Source organism: Caulobacter sp. Root487D2Y (assembly GCF_001427165.1).
GTDB lineage: Bacteria > Pseudomonadota > Alphaproteobacteria > Caulobacterales > Caulobacteraceae > Caulobacter.
This window is the reverse complement of sequence record NZ_LMFD01000010.1, coordinates 819680-835815: the sequence shown is the minus strand read 5'-3', so window position 1 is coordinate 835815 and position 16136 is coordinate 819680. Positions and strand designations below refer to the sequence as shown.

Below are 16136 nucleotides of genomic sequence, written 5' to 3'. Positions count from 1 at the left end.
TGCACGAAGCGACCCTGATTACGCCGCAACGCAGCATGAGGCGTGACTCGCTCCGCGTTCCGCTCCTTCACTAGCGTCAGGCCTCCGGACAACGGCGTTCGTGGCTGCCAGAGACGACCGCTCGGATGCGGTCACCCGCTCGGGGCGCTCGCGCCTCGCTCTCGCAGACACCGCAACCGAGGCGCATCATGATCTCGCGTGATTTCCTGAAGGCCGGCCATACGCCGACCCTGTTCGCCGCGTTTCTGTACTTCGATCTCAGCTTCATGGTCTGGGTGATCCTGGGCCCGCTGGGCGTGGCCATCGCCAAGGATTTCCACCTCGACCCCGCCCAGAAGGGCCTGATGGTCGCCATCCCCGTCCTGGCCGGCGCTTTGCTGCGGCTGGTCAACGGCGTGCTGGTCGACCGCATCGGTCCCAAGAAGACCGGCATGATCAGCCAGTTGATCGTGCTGACCGGCCTGGTCCTGGCCTGGGCGCTGGGCATTCACAACTATCATCAGGTGCTGGCCCTGGGCCTGGTGCTGGGCGTGGCCGGCGCCTCGTTCGCCGTCGCCCTGCCGCTGGCCTCGCGCTGGTATCCGCAAGAGCATCAGGGCCTGGCCCTGGGCATCGCCGGGGCCGGCAACTCCGGCACCGCCCTGGCCGCCCTGTTCGCCCCGATCCTGGCCAAGACCTTCGGCTGGCAGAACGTGATCGGCCTGGCCGCCATCCCACTGGCGATCGCCTTCGTCGTCTACATGCTGTTGGCCAAGGACGCCCCTGAACAGCCCGCGCCCAAGACGCTGGTCGAATATATGGACGTGCTGAAGGTCCCGGACGCCTGGTGGCTGATGCTGCTCTACGCGGTCACCTTCGGCGGCTTCGTCGGCCTGGCCTCCTCCCTGACCATCTATTTCAACGCCGAATACGGCCTGAGCCCGGTGATCGCCGGCTTCTTCACCGCGGCCTGCGTGTTCGCCGGATCGTTCATCCGCCCGGTGGGCGGGGCCCTGGCCGACCGCTTCGGCGGGGTGCGAACCCTGAGCTTCGTCTTCGTCCTGGCCGCCGCCGGCCTGGCGACCGCCAGCTTCCAGCTCCCCTCGGCCTGGATCGCCCTGGCGGTGCTGATGTTCTCGATGCTGGCCCTCGGCGCCGGCAACGGCGCGGTGTTCCAGCTGGCCCCCCAGCGGTTCCGCAAGGAGATCGGCGTCATGACCGGCCTGATCGGCATGACCGGCGGCGTCGGGGGCTTCTACCTGGCCTCCAGCCTGGGCATGGCCAAGAAGCTGACCGGCTCCTACCAGATCGGCTTCCTCGGCTTCGCGGCCCTGGCGGTGCTGGCCCTGGTGGCCTTGCACGGGCTGAAGGCCCGCTGGCGGGCGGTCTGGCCGACCCTGCACGGCGCCGACGCCCGTCCGATCCGCGTCTGAATGGCCGCGTCTGACCCTGTTCCTCCAGTGAGCAAAACCATGATCAAGGAAAAGCTGGTCGTCATCGGCAACGGCATGGCCGGCTGCCGGGCGGTCGAGGAAGTCCTCAAGCGCGATCCGGACCGCTACGAGATCGCGATCTTCGGGACCGAGCCGCGGGTGAACTACAACCGCATCATGCTGTCGCCGGTGCTGGCGGGGGAGAAGTCCTTCGCCGACATCGTGATCAACGACGAGGCCTGGTACGCCGACAACGCCGTCACCCTGCACGCCGGGCGGGCCGTCACGGCGGTCGACCTGGAAGGCCGCAAGGTGGTGGCCGAGGGCGGGCTGGAGGTCGCCTACGACAAGCTGATCCTGGCCACGGGCTCGGATCCGTTCCGTCTGCCGCTGCCGGGCATCGACCTGAAGGGCGTGGTCACCTTCCGCGACCTGGACGACGTCGAGGCCATGGTCGCCGCCTCGGGCAAGCCCGGGGCCCGCGCCGTGGTGATCGGCGGCGGCCTGCTGGGCCTGGAGGCCGCCTACGGCCTGGCCCGGCGCGGCATGGCCGCCACGGTCGTCCACCTGATGGACGTGCTGATGGAGCGGCAGCTGGACGAGAGCGCCGGCTTCCTGCTGCGCGAGGCCCTGGCCGAACGTGGCGTCGAGACGGTGATGGGCGCCCATTCCGAGGAGATCGTCGGCGAGAACGGCCGGGTCACCGGCCTGAAACTGAAGGACGGCCGCGTTCTGCCGTGCGACCTGCTGGTCATGGCCGTGGGCATCAAGCCCAATGCCGCCCTGGCCCGGAACGCCGGCCTGGCGGTCAATCGCGGCGTGATCGTCGACGACGCCATGCGCACCTCCGATCCGGCGGTGTTCGCGGTCGGCGAATGCGCTGAACACCGGGGCAATTGCTACGGCCTGGTCGCGCCCATCTGGGACATGTGCCGCTCGCTGGCCGAATCCATGACCGACGGGGAGGGCGCCTACGAGGGCTCGGTCCTGTCGACCCGCCTGAAGGTCTCGGGCGTCGACGTGTTCTCGGCCGGCAAGTTCTCGGGCGGCGAAGGCTGCGAGGACATCGTGTTCCGCGACGCCGGACGCGGGGTCTACAAGCGCGTGGTCATCGAGGACGGCAAGGTGGCCGGCGCGGTGCTGTTCGGCGACGCGGCCGACGGCAACTGGTACTTCGACCTGATGCGGGCCGGGACCTGCGTCACCGACATTCGCGAGACCCTGATCTTCGGCCAGGCCATCACGGAAGGGCTGGCCGGCCTGGACCCTAACGCCGCCGTTGCGGCCATGCCCGACACGCAGGAAATCTGCGGCTGCAACGGCGTCTGCAAGGGTTCGATCGTCTCGGCCATCACCACCCAGGGCCTGACGACCCTGGACGACGTCAAGGCGGTGACCAAGGCCTCGGCCTCGTGCGGCTCGTGCACGCCGCTGGTCGAGCAGGTGCTGAAGCTGACCCTGGGCGACGGCTTCAAGGAGCAGACCGGCCCCAAGCCGATGTGCAAATGCACGCATCGCCCGCATTCGGACGTCCGCACGGCCATCCTCGAGTACGACCTGAAGTCGATGCCCGCCGTCATGCAGGCCATGGAATGGACCACGCCCGACGGCTGCTCGTCGTGCCGCCCGGCCCTGAACTACTACCTGCTGTGCGCCTGGCCGTCCGAATATCGCGACGACAAGCAGTCGCGCTACATCAACGAACGGGTCCACGCCAACATCCAGAAGGATGGCACCTACAGCGTCGTCCCGCGCATGTGGGGCGGCATGACCACCCCCGACGAACTGCGGGCCATCGCCGACGTGGCCGACAAGTTCGCGATCCCGGCGGTCAAGGTCACCGGCGGCCAGCGCATCGACCTGCTGGGCGTCAAGAAGGACGACCTGCCGGCCGTCTGGGCCGACCTGAACGCGGCCGGCATGGTCAGCGGCCACGCCTACGCCAAGGGCCTGCGCACGGTGAAGACCTGCGTCGGCAGCGACTGGTGCCGGTTCGGCACCCAGGACTCCACGGGCCTGGGCATCCGCCTGGAGAAGTTCCTCTGGGGCTCGTGGGCGCCGGCCAAGGTCAAGCTGGCGGTGTCGGGCTGCCCGCGCAACTGCGCCGAGGCCACCTGCAAGGACTTCGGCGTGGTCTGCGTCGACAGCGGCTACGAGATCCACATCGGCGGCGCCGCCGGCCTGCACATCCAGGGCACGAAGGTGCTGACCCACGTCGCCTCCGAGGACGAGGCCGTCTGGGTGATCGCCGCGGCCATGCAGCTGTACCGCGAGGAAGGCTGGTACCTGGAGCGGGTCTACAAGTGGATGGCGCGGGTGGGCCTGGAAACCATCCAGGCGAAGGTCACCGATCCGGTCCAGCGCAAAGCCCTCTACGACCGCTTCGTGTTCTCGCAGCGCTTCGCCCGCATCGACCCGTGGGCCGAGCGGGTGGCCGGCCGCCACACCGAGGAATTCACGCCCATGAGCCGCCGGATGGAGTTCGTCCCCGCATGAACGCGCCCACTCTCTCCAAGGATTGGAAGGTCCCTGTCTGGGTCGATGTCGGCGCCGTGACCGACATCCCCCGCCGCGGCGCGCGCCGGGTGCCCAGCCCGCGCGGCGACATCGCCATCTTCCGCACCGGCGACGGCGAGGTGTTCGCCCTGATGGACGCCTGTCCGCACAAGGGCGGGCCGCTCAGCCAGGGCATCGTCCACGGCCGCGCGGTGGCCTGTCCGTTGCACAACTGGTCGATCGACCTGGCCTCCGGCGAGCCGATGGGTGCCGACAAGGGCAAGGGCTGCACGCCGGTCGTGCCGCTGGAGGTCCGCGACGGCCGCCTGCTGCTGAGCCTGCCAGTGGGCCTTGACGTCCATGGCTGACGGCTCGACCGCCCCGCTCGTCAAGACGACCTGCCCCTATTGCGGGGTGGGTTGCGGCGTGTCGGGCGCGGTCGGCCAGATTTCGTCGGAGGGGCGGCGCGCCCTGTCGGTGGCCGGCGACACGGCCCACCCCGCCAACCTGGGCCGCTTGTGCTCCAAGGGCACGGCGCTGGGGGCGACGGTGGGACTGCAAGGCCGGCTCTTGGAGCCGACCATCGGCGGCAAGCCCGCGTCCTGGAGCGACGCCACCGCCCTGGTCGCCAAGCGCTTCAAGGACACCATCGCCAAGCACGGCCCCGACAGCGTGGCCTTCTATGTCTCGGGCCAGCTGCTGACCGAGGACTACTACGTCGCCAACAAGCTGATGAAGGGCTTCATCGGCTCGGGCAACATCGACACCAACAGCCGCCTCTGCATGGCCTCGGCCGTGGCGGCCCACAAGCAGGCGTTCGGCGCCGACCTGGTGCCGGGCTGCTACGAGGACCTGGACCTGGCGGACCTGGTGGTGTTCAGCGGCCACAACGCCGCCTGGACCCATCCGGTGCTGTTCCGCCGCATGGAGGCGGCCAGGGCGCGGGGCCAGAAGCACGTGGTCATCGACCCGCGCCGCACCGACACGGCCGAGGGCGCCGACCTGCACCTGGCCATCGCCCCGCAGAGCGACGTGCGGCTGTGGAACGGCCTGCTGGCCCACCTGATCCGCGTCGAGGCGATCGACCGCGACTACATCGCCGCCCACGTGAACGGCTTCGCGGATGTCGAGGCCGCCCTGGCCGAGCTCGACCAGTCGCCCGCCACCGTGGCCGCCGACTGCGGCGTGCCTGTCGAGGACCTGCTGACCTTCTACGACCTGTTCGCCGCCCACGAGCGCACCGTCAGCCTGTTCTCGATGGGCGCCAACCAGTCGGCCCAGGGCACCGCCAAGGGTCTGTCGATCCTCAACGCCCACCTGGCCACCGGACGGATCGGCAAGCCGGGCGCTTGTCCGTTCTCGATCACCGGCCAGCCCAACGCCATGGGCGGACGCGAGACCGGCGGCATGGCCAACACCCTGGCCGGCCACATGGACTTCGCCCCGCACGAGCGCGACCGCGTGGCCCGCTTCTGGGGCGCGCCCGACACCGCCCGCGCGCCGGGCTTGAAGGCCGTCGACATGTTCGAGGCCATCCACGCCGGCAAGATCAAGGCGGTGTGGGTGATGGCCACCAACCCGGCCGTCAGCCTGCCCGACGCCGGCCGGGTGCGCGAGGCCCTGGAGCGCTGCCCGTTCGTGGTGGTGTCCGACTGCGTCGAGACCGACACCACGGCCTTCGCCGACGTCAAGCTGCCGGCCCTGGCCTGGGGCGAGAAGGACGGCACGGTCACCAATTCCGAGCGCCGGATCTCGCGCCAGCGGGCCCTGTTTCCGGCGCCCGGCCAGACCCGCGCGGACTGGCGGATCGTCGCCGACGTCGCCAAGGCCATGGGCTTCGACGGCTTCGGCTGGGCCTCGCAGGCCAGCGTGTTCCGCGAATGGGCCCGTCTGACGGCCTACGAGAACACCGACCGCCTCCTGAACTTGTCGGGCCTTTCGGCTTTGACGCCCGAGGCTTACGCCGGGCTCCTGCCAGTCCAGTGGCCGGTGGCGGCGGACGGACGGGGGACGCCGCGGCTGTTCGGAAACGGCCGCTTCCAGACTCCCGACGGCCGCGCCCGCATGGTCCCGACCCGGCCCAAGGGCCCGGCCGACGCCGTCGACGCGGCCTATCCGATGTCGCTGAACACCGGCCGCATCCGCGACCAGTGGCACACCATGACCCGCACGGGCCTGGCCCCCGACCTCTGCCGCCACGCGCCCGAGCCGTTCGTCGAGGTCCACCCCGTCGACGCCGAGGCCCTGGGCGTCAAGGACGGCGGTCTGACCCGGGTGATCACCGCGCGCGGCGAGGCCGTGGCCCTGGCCAAGGTCACCGACCGCCAGCGGCCGGGAAGCGTGTTCATGCCGATGCACTGGACCGACGCCTTCGCGCCGTCGGGCCGGTCCAACCCGCTGATCGCGCCGAACCTCGATCCCACCTCCGGCCAGCCGGAATTCAAGCACACACCCGCCCGGATCCGCGCCTATCGCGAGACCTGGAAGGGCTTCTTTCTCACGCGGTCCAGCCTCGCGCCCCCCACGGGGCTGGACCTCGTCTGGCGGCGTATTCCCCAAGACGCTTGCCAGCAACACGAGTTCGCCGGCCGGGGCGACGAGGTCGAGCGCGCCACCTTGCGCAAGGCCCTGTCCAAGGGCCTGCCAAAGGAGCCGGTTGGCGAACTCGTGACCTATGAGGACGCGGCCACCGGCGCGCGTCGCGACGCCTGGCTCGCCGATGGCCGGCTGGTGGCCGTGCTGTACGTGACCCTGACCGGCCGCCTGCCGGCGCGCGACTGGCTGGCCGAGCTGTTCGCCGAACCGGTCCTGAGCCAGGAGGCCCGCTCGGCCCTGCTGTTCGGCCGCCCGCCCGGCCCGCCGGTCGACAAGGGGCCGCTGGTCTGCGCCTGCCTGAAGGTCGGCGCCAAGGCCGTGCAGGCCGCCATCGCCGCCGGGGCCGTCAGTCCCGACGCGGTCGGCGCCGCCACCGGGGCCGGGACCAACTGCGGGTCCTGCCGTCCCGAAATCGCCCGGATGATCGCCGCGGCCGCCTCCGTCTCCAGCAAGGAGCCTGCTCATGCCTGACGCCCCCAAGCAAAGCGCTCAAGTCCTGCTCGTCGGCGCCGGTCCCGGCCCGGTCGACCTGATGACCCTGCGGGCGGTGCGCGCCGTCGAGAGCGCCCAGGCGCTGCTCTACGACGCCCTGATCAGCGAGGAGGCGATCGCCCTGGCCCCGGCCGGCTGCGTGCGCATCCAGACCGGCAAGCGGGCGGGCAAGCCCAGCATGCACCAGGACGAGATCAACCGTCTGATGCTGCGCCTGGCGCGCAAGGGCTTGCGGGTCGTGCGGCTGAAGGGCGGCGATCCTTCGGTGTTCGGCCGGGTGGGCGAGGAGTCGGCCTTCCTGCGCGAGCACGGCGTCTCGGTCGAGGTGGTTCCCGGCGTCACCGCCGCCTGCGCCGCCGCCGCCCAGTTCGGCTTTCCCCTGACCCATCGCGGCGAGGCGCGGCGGGTGGTGTTCACCACGGCGCGGCTGGAGGCGGGCACGCTGAGCGGCGACTGGAGCGCGGCCGGCGATCCCGAGGCGACCCTGGCGGTCTATATGGGCGGCGAGGTGGCCCAGGCCCTGTGCGAGCGGATGATCGCCGCCGGTCGCGCCCCCGACACCCCGGCCGTGGCGGTCGAACAGGGCGGCGCGAACGCCCGGATCTATCACGGCACGCTGGAGACCCTGGGCGACCGGCTGAACAGCCAGGGCGGCCCGGTGGTGATCGTCGTCGGCGAGGTGGCGGCCCAGGCTTGGGCGGCCGTGGCGGACGAGGCGGCGTTGGCGGTTCGAAGCGCCTAACCCCAGCACGTCGCTCCCGGATCGACGCGCCGCGCGCTTGTCCGGGATGACAGCCTTGGAGTGGTCTTGACGAACTACCCCGAACGGCCCGCCCATGGGGCATGCCGAACGGAAAACCGACTCGATGAGCGTCGCCAGAGTTCAGGGTCATGGCCCGATCGCCCGCGCCCTGGCCAAGGCCCCGCCCTGGGCCTTCGCGCTGTACGGCGGGCTGGCGGCCTTCGCGGCCTATTTCTCGATGTTCGCCTATCGCAAGCCGTTCACGGCCGCGCACTACGACGCGATCGCCGGCTGGCCGCTGGCCATCGACTTCAAGGTCGCCCTGGTGATCGCCCAGGTCGCCGGCTACGCGGTGTCGAAGATCATCGGCATCAAGGTGATCTCCGAGATGCGGCCCGAGCGGCGCTGGCTGGCGATCCTGGCGCTGATCGGCGGGGCGGAGCTGTCGCTGCTGGGCCTGAGCCTGGGTCCGGCCGTCGTCGGTCCGCTGGCCCTGTTCGTCAACGGCCTGTGCCTGGGCATGATCTGGGGCCTGGTGTTCGGCTTCGTCGAGGGGCGGCGGGTGTCGGAGGTGCTGGGCGCCATGCTGTGCGCCAGCTTCATCCTGGCCTCGGGCGTGGTGAAGTCGGTGGGCAAGAGCCTGCTGCTGCAGGGCGTCGACGAGCGCTGGATGCCGGCCCTGACCGGCCTGATGTTCACCCCGCTGCTGCTGCTGGCCGTCGCGGCCCTGACCCAGCTGCCGCCGCCGTCCCCGGCCGACGAGGCCGCCCGCGTGCGCCGCGCCCCGATGGACGCCAAGGCCCGCGCCGCCATGTTCGCCGCCCACGCCCCGGCCCTGGTCCTGCTGGTGGCGGTCTATGTGGTGCTGAGCGCCCTGCGCGACTTCCGCGACAACTTCGCCGCCGAGATCTGGGCCGAGCTGGGCTTCAAGAACGCCGCCGGGATCTTCTCGCTGTCGGAGATCCCGGTGGCGGCGATCGTGCTGGTGGGTCTGGGCGTGCTGAGCCTGGTGCGCGACAACCGCCGGGCGGTCGGCTTCAACTTCGCCTTCGTGGCCCTGGGCTTCGCCGTGGTGGGCGTGGCGACCCTGGGGCGGCAGGTGGGGCTGCTGGGGCCGGTGGCCTGGATGATCGCGATCGGGGCGGGGATCTACATGGCCTACACCCCGTTCAACGGCATGCTGTTCGACCGGCTGATCGCCGCGACGGGGCAGGTGGGGACGGCCGGGTTCCTGATCTACGTGGCCGATTCCTGCGGCTATGTCGGCAGCGTCTCCCTGCTGTTGGCCCGCTACTTCGCCAAGCTGGAGCTGGACTGGAGCGGATTCCTGGCGGGGGCGGCCTACGGAACCTCGGTGATCGGCGTGGTCGGGGTCGGGCTGGCTTGGATGCTGCTGAGGTTGCCGAAGGCGATGGCGCCCGACTAGTTCGCACGTCATTTCAGCCGTCATTCCGGGCCTTGTGCCCGGAACCCCTGGTCCAGCTTGCAAGTGAAGTGCTTTGGCGCGCTGGCGCGCCACACCCCCGCACTCGCGGCGGACAGAGGGGTCCCGGGCACAAGGCCCGGGATGACGACTGAGAAGGGGTGGAAAGTGTATTCACCCCTCCAGCGCCAGCAGCCCGAACAGCGCGCCCTCCGTCTCCGACAACCGCCAGCCGCGATGCACGAACACCGCCCCCCGCCGGAAGTCCTCGGACACCTGGCGGCGCAGGGCGGGCAGGGCGTCCGGGCCGCGGCCGTGGGGTAACAGGCGCCGGGCGAGGGCGGCCGAGCCGATGTCGGGGCGTCCGGCCAGCCAGGCCTTGCCGATCCGCGCGGCGGCGGCGCGGTCGAGGTCGGGAAGCAGCGGCGTGGCGGCGTGGGCCAGGCCGGGCAGGGCGGTGGCGGCCAGCAGCGCGGCCAGCAGATCGCGGCGGGCGAGGACGGTGCTCATGAGCGGACTCCCATGTCGCGCTTCAGGTGATCGGCCAGGCGCATGACCAGGGCCAGGATCGTCAGGGTCGGGTTGGCGATGCCCGAGGTCGGGAACACCGAGCTGCCGGCGACATAGAGATTGGCGGTCTCGTGCACCTTCAGGTTCGGATCGACGACGCCCGTCGTCGGGTCGGCGCTCATCCGCGTCGTGCCCATGTGATGGCGCGAGGCGCTGGAGATCTCGAGCAGCTTGCCGCGCTGGACCGGCCAGCAGACGCGGCCCTGGCCCGACGCGCCCAGGGCGTCGCCGAAGCCGGCGGCCGAACGCTCCAGGCTGTCCCAGTCGGCCTTGGCGTAGCGCCATTCCAGATGGATGCGCGGCATGCCCAGGGGGTCCTTGGCCGACGGATCCAGCGTCACGCGGCTGTCGGGATTGGGGAAGTGCTCGGACATGGCGAAGAAGCCGAGAAGCTGGCCGTCTCCCCCGTCGCCAACTTGCCTGTTTCCGTCGACTCGGGCGGCCACCTGGCGCACGGCCCTGGTCTCGGCCTCGGTCGGCGTGCCGGCCCCGGTCGCGGTGACCGCGTAGAGGGTGGCGGTGAAATTGCCGGTCCCCATCCGCGCCTGGGCCGGCAGGCCGGCCGCCACCACGCAGTGGGCGCCGGTGCGGCCGGGGTTCAGATAGAGGCTCATCGACGGCTGACGCGAGACATGGACCGCCGTGCCCTCGGTCTCGGCGTCGCCGTCCAGCGAATAGGTCACATGGCCCTGGAAGAACCGCCCGACCAGGTCGTGGCGGTTGCCGATCCCCTCGGGCCGCACCCCATTCGAGGCCAGCAGCAGCCGCACGTTCTCGATCCCGCCGACCGCCAGGACGTAGGTCCTGCCCACCGCCGTGTGGCGCTTGCCGTTAAGGCACGCCACGTCCAGCGCCTCGACCTTGTCGCCGTCCTTGCCCAGCCGGACTTGGGTGACGTTGACGTGCAGATAGACGGTGATGTTGGGCGCGTCGGCGAAGTCGGTGCGGAAGCGGTCGAAGGCGGCCTTGTCGGCGCCGCCGGAATAGCGGGTGAAGACGCGCGGGGCCGAGAAGAAGCCGTCTTGCGGGTCCAGGGCCAGCGGCGGTCGGGCCGGGTCTTTCAGGATCTTGTTGTCGGCGTCGAAGCGCGGGATTTCCAACAGATCGCAGGCCCGGTCGTAGAACGGCTGCAACTGCGGGCGGGTGACCGGCCAGCCGCTGTGCGGAGCCCAGGCGCGGGCGGTGAAGTCGGCCGGGTCGAGCGGCACGCACTTGCCGCCCCAGATCATGCCCGAGCCGCCCAGCACACGGGCCCGCGACTGGACCGGATAGTCGTCGAACGGCTTGTCGGGATTGTCCGGCGCCTTGACCACGGCCGTGCCGGCGTAGAGGCCCTGGATCTCTTCGTCGATCTCACGGCCGCCGCTCTCCAGGATGGCGACCTTCAGGGGGCCGCCGGCCAGTTCCCTGGCGAGCGTGATGCCGGCCAGCCCGCCGCCGATGATCACCAGGTCGGCTTCGATCCGGCTGGCGTCGGGCAAGGTTCGGGCGTCGATGAAAGCCATCGTGTTTCCGATCTGATTTTGAAGAGGATTTGGGCGCGGCGCTTAAGCGCGCGCGCCCTTGGACTTGAGGTAGTCGACGACCGCGTCGTGGCCTTTTCTGACCGCTTCGCCCATCGGTGAGCGGGTCTGGCCGTTGTTGGCCGGGACGGCGCGATTCACATCGGCGCCCTTCTCGACCAGGTAGCGGACCGTCTCCAGGTCGCCGGACTGGGCGGCGTTGATCAGCGGGGTCTCGTCGCCGGGCACGAAGGACTCCACCGAGGCGCCGTGCTCGACCAGGGTCCTGACCAGGTCCAGCCGTCCCGCGCCCGCCGCGGCGATCAGAGGGTCGCCGTCGCCGCGCACGGCCAGGCCGGCGTCGGCGCCCTTGGCCAGCAGCAGATCGATCACCTCGGCCCGGCCCGAATGGACCGCCTCGATCAGCGGCGAGCCGTCGCCCGGCGCGGGCTGGTTCACGTTCGCGCCCTTGTCCACCAGATAGCGGACCGTGGCCAGGTCGCCGGAGCGGATGGCGCTGATCAGCGGCGTGCCGTCGCCGGGCACGAAGACGTCGACCGAGGCGCCGCGTTCGACCAGGGCCTTGGCGAGGTCGGCGCGACCAGCGTCGGCGGCTGCGATCAGGGGCGCGCCGTCGCCGCGCGAGGCGAGGTTGGGGTCGGCGCCGTGGGTCAGAAGCAGGTCGACCAGGTCGGCCCGGCCCTGCCGCGTCGCCTCGATCAGCGGCGTGCCGTCGCCCGAGGCCTTAAAGTCGACGTCGGCGCCGGCCGCGATCAGGTCGCGCGCCTTGGCCGCGTCGCCGTCCAGGACGGCCTTGTACAGCGGGCTTTCGCGATAGGTGGCCGCGTCGTGGCGGGAGACCTTGGCCGAGGCGTGGGTCTCGCGCGCGGGCTGGGCGGCCCAGACGGCGAAAGCGACGCCCAGCGACAGGGCGGCGACGGCGCCGCCGCCGATCAGACGACGGGCGCGGCCCTGGCGGTGCTGCTTGAGCATGACGAACCTCTCCTTGAGTTGGGTGTTGGCCGAGGCCGGCCAGTGGCAGCCGAGCGGCGGCGCGTGGGGCGCCAGTTGGGTCTTCAGCATCGCCTCGCCATACTGGCGGCCGGCGACGGGAAAGCGGGTCAGGACGGCGGCGTCGCAGGCGATCTCCTGGTCGACCCGCAACCGGTGGGCGCCCAGGTGGACCAGGGGGTTGAACCAGAACAGGCACTGCAGGGCCGTGGTCAGGGCGTTGATCTGGGCGTCGCCGACGGCGAGGTGATTGCGCTCGTGGGCCAGGATCAGGGCCTGCTCCTCGCGCGTGAAGCGCACGGCGAAATCGGCGGGCAGCACGACCTTGGGGGCCAGGGCGCCGATCACCGCCGGGCCGACGCCGTTGCGCTCGGCGTGGAACAGACCGTCGTCGGCCCTCAGGCGGCCCAGCGACTTGACGAACCGCCGCTGGCGCTCGGCCTGGACGACCAGGGCCAGCAAGGCGACCAGGCCCCAGATCGCGACCAGCGGACCGTCGAGATCAAGGATCGGCGCGGGCGGTGGCGCGGGCGGCGGGGACGGGATCGCCGTCGGCGCGGGCGGGGCGCCGATCGGCGCCGCCGCGGTCGAGACGATTGAGGCCGGAGGGGCGGGGGCTTGGACGACGACGGTGCGAGCCGGCAGCAGGGACGCCGCCATCGCCAGCGGCGCGATCAGCCACAGGGCGTAGGCCGCGCGGGCCCCGAACAGCCGCCGCGCCGGACGGCGCAGGATCAGCGCCAGGATCACCGCCGCCCCGATCGCCAGGTTGGCGCGGATCAGCAGGGTCAGCAGGTCATTGGCCATCGTCGTGCGCCTTCAAGATCCGGCGCAGTTCGGCGACGTCTTCGTCGCTCAGGCGCTCGCGCTGCGAGAAGTGGCTGACCAGCGGGGCCAGGCGGCCGTCGAACAGGCGGTCCAGCAGGCCCTGGCTCTCGGCGTGGACATAGTCGCCCTGGGCGACCATCGGCCGATAGAGGAAGCGCCGGCCGTCCTTGTCGGCGGCGATGGCGTTCTTCTTCAGCAGGCGGTTCAGCAGCGCCTTGACCGTGCCCTCGGCCCAGTTCTGGTCGTCGGCCAGGGCGGCGGCGATCTCCTCGGCGGTCATGGGGCTCTTGGCCCACAACGCTTTCATGATCTCGCTTTCGGCGGTGCTGATCCGCATGGGAAAACCCTCTTGTTCCCCGCAACGATTACCGACGTAAACGTTGGCGTCAATCAGCGATTATGATTGTAAACGATATGTAATGCGCACGCCCGCCATGATCGTGTCGCGCGAGCTTCCCCTTTTGGTTGCGCCTTGGCGCGCGATGCGGGCACAGTTCGCTCGCGGCCTCGAGGCCGCCAAACCGGGGGGAACGCCATGGCCGAGGTGAAGACGATCAATATCACGCTTAGCGACGCCTCGCTCAGCGACCTCAAGGCGTTGGGCTACACCCTCTACCTGCAGCGGGCGTTCCAGGCGACCAACGCTGAAGGCGTGCCGCTGGTCGTGATGGCGATCCCCAACTACCTGAGCGTCAACGCGATTCCCCTGTCCTGGCCATACGCGGCCTTCATCACCGATCAGAATATCGGCGGCGGCGCGGCGGTGCACACCGACACGACGGTCGCGGTGACTCTGGGAGACGTCGTCACGGTGGAAAACGGCATGCAGTTGAGGGTGGCGGGCGACGGCTTCGCCGGGGCGGTGGCCATTCGCAACACGACGAAGTTGCTCTTCTACGTCGGCTTGGCCGCGATCGAAGGCGAGGGCTGGCCCCAACCCTTCGCCGCCGTGCCGCTGTACGGCTTGGCCGAGGACGTCATCACGCCGCTCGACACGTTCATGGTCACATTCTCGACCGACGGCGTCCAAGCCGGTTCGCCGCTGCAATATTCCATGTCGCAGAGCCTGATGATCGACATGTCCGGCGCGGCCGTGGCCAACGCCCAATTCGACACCTACAAAGGCTGGTCGTTCAACGGCGCGCCGGGCAAGACCGTGCCGGCGGGGACCGATCTCTTTCCGCTGTTGGCCAGGGAGGCGCCCCTGACCGAGGAGGCCTAGCCGGCGTCCAGCATCGCCTCCAGCGCCAGGACGGTGGTCCAGTTCCGGCCGGTGATCCGCGCACCCAGGGTCTTCTCGACCAGGCCGTTGGTCAGTTTCGAGCCGCCGATCCCGTCGGGATAGGTCGCGTAGAGCTGGCGGCTTTCGGCCCGCGCCTGCTCGCGGCCGCGGATCGCCGCGCGCAGGGCGCCCATGGCCTTCTTGTCCGGCGCGTCCTTCAGGAACAGGACCATCAGCCAGCCGGGGTCCTGGGCCGCGAATTCGGGGAACGGATTGGCGGCGACCATGGCGCGCCAGGCCTCCGCGGTGCGGACATAGACGTCGGTGCGCAGCGAAAAGCGGTCCATCAGCGCGGTCTCGATCTGGGTCTGCAGCTCGGCGCCGGTCTGCTCGCCGCTGGTGAACACCAGGTCGCCGACCTTGGGGCCGGGGCGGACCTCGGCATGGCCGAGCTCGGTCAGCAGGGCGGTCAGCTCGTCGGCCGTCACCTGGCGGTTTCCGGCGGCGTTGACGCCGCGCAGCAGGGCGATGTGGACGGTCATGGAGCGGGCCTTTCGAACGAGGCGGTTGTCTAGACCCTCGCGGCCCCGCCGTCCCAGATCATTTAGGGCGGATCGATTTACGCCGTGGCGAGCGCCGCGAAGCCGCGCTCCAGGTCGGCGATCAGGTCGGACGTGCTTTCCAACCCCACATGCAGGCGCAGCAGCGGGCCTTCCAGGGCCGCCGGAACCGAGCGGTTCTTCAGCTGCGGATCGCAGTGGATGGCCAGGCTCTCGTAGCCGCCCCACGAGAAGCCGAGGCCGAACAGCTCCAGTGCGTCGAGGAAGGCGTGGACGGCCTTCTGCGAGGCGGGCTTGAGCACCACGCCGAACAGGCCGCAGGCGCCGGTGAAGTCGCGCTTCCACAGGGCGTGGCCCGGATCGCTCTCCAGGGCCGGGTGCAGAACCCGGGCCACCTCGGGACGGCCTTGCAGCCAGCGGGCGATCTTCAGGCCGGCGTCCTGGTGGGCGGGCAGGCGGGTGGCCAGGGTGCGCAGGCCGCGCAGCACCGTGTAGGCGTCGTCGGGCGACACCGACCAGCCGATGTCCCACATCGCGTCGCCCAGCTGGTTGCCGATCACGTTGTCGGCGGTGGCGGCGCTGCCCATGAACACGTCGGAGTGGCCGCCGACATATTTGGTCAGGGCCTGGACGCTGATGGTCACCCCGTGGGCCAGGGGCTTGAAGTAGAAGCCGGCCGCCCAGGTGTTGTCGATCAGGGTCAGGACGCCGCGGGCGTTGGCGGCGGCGGCGATGGCCGGGATGTCCTGCATCTCGAAGGTCAGCGAGCCGGGGGCCTCCAGCAGGATCATCCGCGTGGCCGGGGTGCACAGGGCCATCAGCGCCTGCGGCGACAGGGCGGGGTCGTAGTAGGTGGTCTTGACGCCGAACCGCGTCAGCACCCGGTCGCAGAACCGGCGGGTGGGCTTGTAGGCGCTGTCGACCACCAGGATCTCGTCGCCGGCCTTCAGCAGGGCCAGCATGACGCCGGTGATCGCCGCCAGGCCGGATGGGTACAGCGTCACGTCGGGCGAGCCCTCCAGCTCGGCCAGGGCCAGCTGCAGGTTGGCCGGCGAGGACAGGCCGGTGATGCCGTAGGTCAGCTGGTCGTCGTCGTACAGCGAGGCGGCGTTGGGCATCAGCACCGTCGAGCCGCGCTGGACCGGCGGATTGACCGTGCGGGCCAGCACCGTGCCGCCCTTGGGCGGGGCGCCCTTGCGGATCAGGCGGGTTTCTTCATCCAGGGGCATGGCGGACTCGACGACGGCTAAGCCCTTGTCGTGTACGGCGTGGGGGCGAGCCGG

13 protein-coding genes are annotated in these 16136 nt (G+C 70.6%); 7 read left to right on the top strand and 6 right to left on the bottom strand.

The genetic code is table 11. The features are described 5' to 3' along the window. Positions 1-188 precede the first annotated feature (188 nt). The 6 genes from ASD38_RS13700 to ASD38_RS13675 all read left to right on the top strand — a co-directional run bounded on the left by ASD38_RS13700 (position 189) and on the right by ASD38_RS13675 (position 9163). Positions 189-1412 (top strand): nitrate/nitrite transporter, encoded by a 1224-nt coding sequence (locus ASD38_RS13700; protein ID WP_056444326.1) that lies wholly within the window; start codon positions 189-191, stop codon positions 1410-1412. Between the two features lie 39 nt (positions 1413-1451). Beyond that, positions 1452-3908 carry a nitrite reductase large subunit NirB gene (gene nirB, locus ASD38_RS13695; protein WP_442857032.1) on the top strand — a complete coding sequence of 819 codons (2457 nt, stop codon included), beginning with the start codon at positions 1452-1454 and terminating at the stop codon, positions 3906-3908. Then, a complete protein-coding gene (gene nirD, locus ASD38_RS13690) occupies positions 3905-4276 on the top strand; it encodes a nitrite reductase small subunit NirD (protein ID WP_056444320.1) in 372 nt (123 codons plus the stop codon). Before nirB ends, nirD begins: the two co-directional genes overlap by 4 nt. Then, complete coding sequence (locus ASD38_RS13685; RefSeq protein ID WP_056460643.1) at positions 4269-6974, top strand: nitrate reductase; 2706 nt, start codon at positions 4269-4271, stop codon at positions 6972-6974. Before nirD ends, ASD38_RS13685 begins: the two co-directional genes overlap by 8 nt. Then, the gene (gene cobA / locus ASD38_RS13680) at positions 6967-7737 is read left to right on the top strand and encodes a uroporphyrinogen-III C-methyltransferase (protein ID WP_056460640.1); all 771 of its coding nucleotides are present in this window, start codon (positions 6967-6969) and stop codon (positions 7735-7737) included. Before ASD38_RS13685 ends, cobA begins: the two co-directional genes overlap by 8 nt. 124 nt (positions 7738-7861) lie before the next feature. Next, the gene (locus tag ASD38_RS13675) at positions 7862-9163 is read left to right on the top strand and encodes a DUF5690 family protein (RefSeq protein ID WP_056460637.1); all 1302 of its coding nucleotides are present in this window, start codon (positions 7862-7864) and stop codon (positions 9161-9163) included. Between the two features lie 171 nt (positions 9164-9334). On the opposite strand, the gene ASD38_RS13670 is transcribed toward ASD38_RS13675, so the two are convergent. Genes ASD38_RS13670 through ASD38_RS13655 form a run of 4 tightly spaced genes read right to left on the bottom strand, consistent with a single transcriptional unit; the run spans position 9335 to position 13408 of the window. After that, positions 9335-9670 carry a hypothetical protein gene (locus ASD38_RS13670; protein ID WP_056460634.1) on the bottom strand — a complete coding sequence of 112 codons (336 nt, stop codon included), beginning with the start codon at positions 9668-9670 and terminating at the stop codon, positions 9335-9337. Beyond that, positions 9667-11235 carry a GMC oxidoreductase gene (locus tag ASD38_RS13665; protein WP_056460630.1) on the bottom strand — a complete coding sequence of 523 codons (1569 nt, stop codon included), beginning with the start codon at positions 11233-11235 and terminating at the stop codon, positions 9667-9669. The genes ASD38_RS13670 and ASD38_RS13665 overlap by 4 nt, the downstream gene beginning before the upstream one ends. Before the next feature lie 42 nt (positions 11236-11277). Continuing rightward, positions 11278-13050 (bottom strand): M56 family metallopeptidase, encoded by a 1773-nt coding sequence (locus ASD38_RS13660; RefSeq protein ID WP_056460627.1) that lies wholly within the window; start codon positions 13048-13050, stop codon positions 11278-11280. Next, entirely contained in the window at positions 13040-13408 is a 369-nt protein-coding gene (locus ASD38_RS13655; RefSeq protein WP_056444300.1) for a BlaI/MecI/CopY family transcriptional regulator, read from the bottom strand. The genes ASD38_RS13660 and ASD38_RS13655 overlap by 11 nt, the downstream gene beginning before the upstream one ends. Positions 13409-13606: 198 nt before the next feature. Here ASD38_RS13655 and ASD38_RS13650 point away from each other — a divergent pair, with 198 nt between their 5' ends. After that, positions 13607-14293 carry a hypothetical protein gene (locus ASD38_RS13650; protein WP_056460624.1) on the top strand — a complete coding sequence of 229 codons (687 nt, stop codon included), beginning with the start codon at positions 13607-13609 and terminating at the stop codon, positions 14291-14293. On the opposite strand, the gene ASD38_RS13645 is transcribed toward ASD38_RS13650, so the two are convergent. Then, positions 14290-14835 (bottom strand): DUF1697 domain-containing protein, encoded by a 546-nt coding sequence (locus ASD38_RS13645; RefSeq protein ID WP_056444294.1) that lies wholly within the window; start codon positions 14833-14835, stop codon positions 14290-14292. The genes ASD38_RS13650 and ASD38_RS13645 overlap by 4 nt on opposite strands. 77 nt (positions 14836-14912) lie before the next feature. Continuing rightward, positions 14913-16076, bottom strand: a complete 1164-nt coding sequence (metC, locus tag ASD38_RS13640) for a cystathionine beta-lyase (RefSeq protein ID WP_056461440.1) — start codon at positions 16074-16076, stop codon at positions 14913-14915. Between the last annotated feature and the right edge of the window lie 60 nt (positions 16077-16136).

Coding starts and splice junctions, on each gene's coding strand:
- ASD38_RS13700 (WP_056444326.1), top strand. CDS start 189: ATGATCTCGCGTGATTTCCTGAAGGCCGGCCATACGCCGACCCTGTTC.
- nirB (WP_442857032.1), top strand. CDS start 1,452: ATGATCAAGGAAAAGCTGGTCGTCATCGGCAACGGCATGGCCGGCTGC.
- nirD (WP_056444320.1), top strand. CDS start 3,905: ATGAACGCGCCCACTCTCTCCAAGGATTGGAAGGTCCCTGTCTGGGTC.
- ASD38_RS13685 (WP_056460643.1), top strand. CDS start 4,269: ATGGCTGACGGCTCGACCGCCCCGCTCGTCAAGACGACCTGCCCCTAT.
- cobA (WP_056460640.1), top strand. CDS start 6,967: ATGCCTGACGCCCCCAAGCAAAGCGCTCAAGTCCTGCTCGTCGGCGCC.
- ASD38_RS13675 (WP_056460637.1), top strand. CDS start 7,862: ATGAGCGTCGCCAGAGTTCAGGGTCATGGCCCGATCGCCCGCGCCCTG.
- ASD38_RS13670 (WP_056460634.1), bottom strand. CDS start 9,670: ATGAGCACCGTCCTCGCCCGCCGCGATCTGCTGGCCGCGCTGCTGGCC.
- ASD38_RS13665 (WP_056460630.1), bottom strand. CDS start 11,235: ATGGCTTTCATCGACGCCCGAACCTTGCCCGACGCCAGCCGGATCGAA.
- ASD38_RS13660 (WP_056460627.1), bottom strand. CDS start 13,050: ATGGCCAATGACCTGCTGACCCTGCTGATCCGCGCCAACCTGGCGATC.
- ASD38_RS13655 (WP_056444300.1), bottom strand. CDS start 13,408: ATGCGGATCAGCACCGCCGAAAGCGAGATCATGAAAGCGTTGTGGGCC.
- ASD38_RS13650 (WP_056460624.1), top strand. CDS start 13,607: ATGGCCGAGGTGAAGACGATCAATATCACGCTTAGCGACGCCTCGCTC.
- ASD38_RS13645 (WP_056444294.1), bottom strand. CDS start 14,835: ATGACCGTCCACATCGCCCTGCTGCGCGGCGTCAACGCCGCCGGAAAC.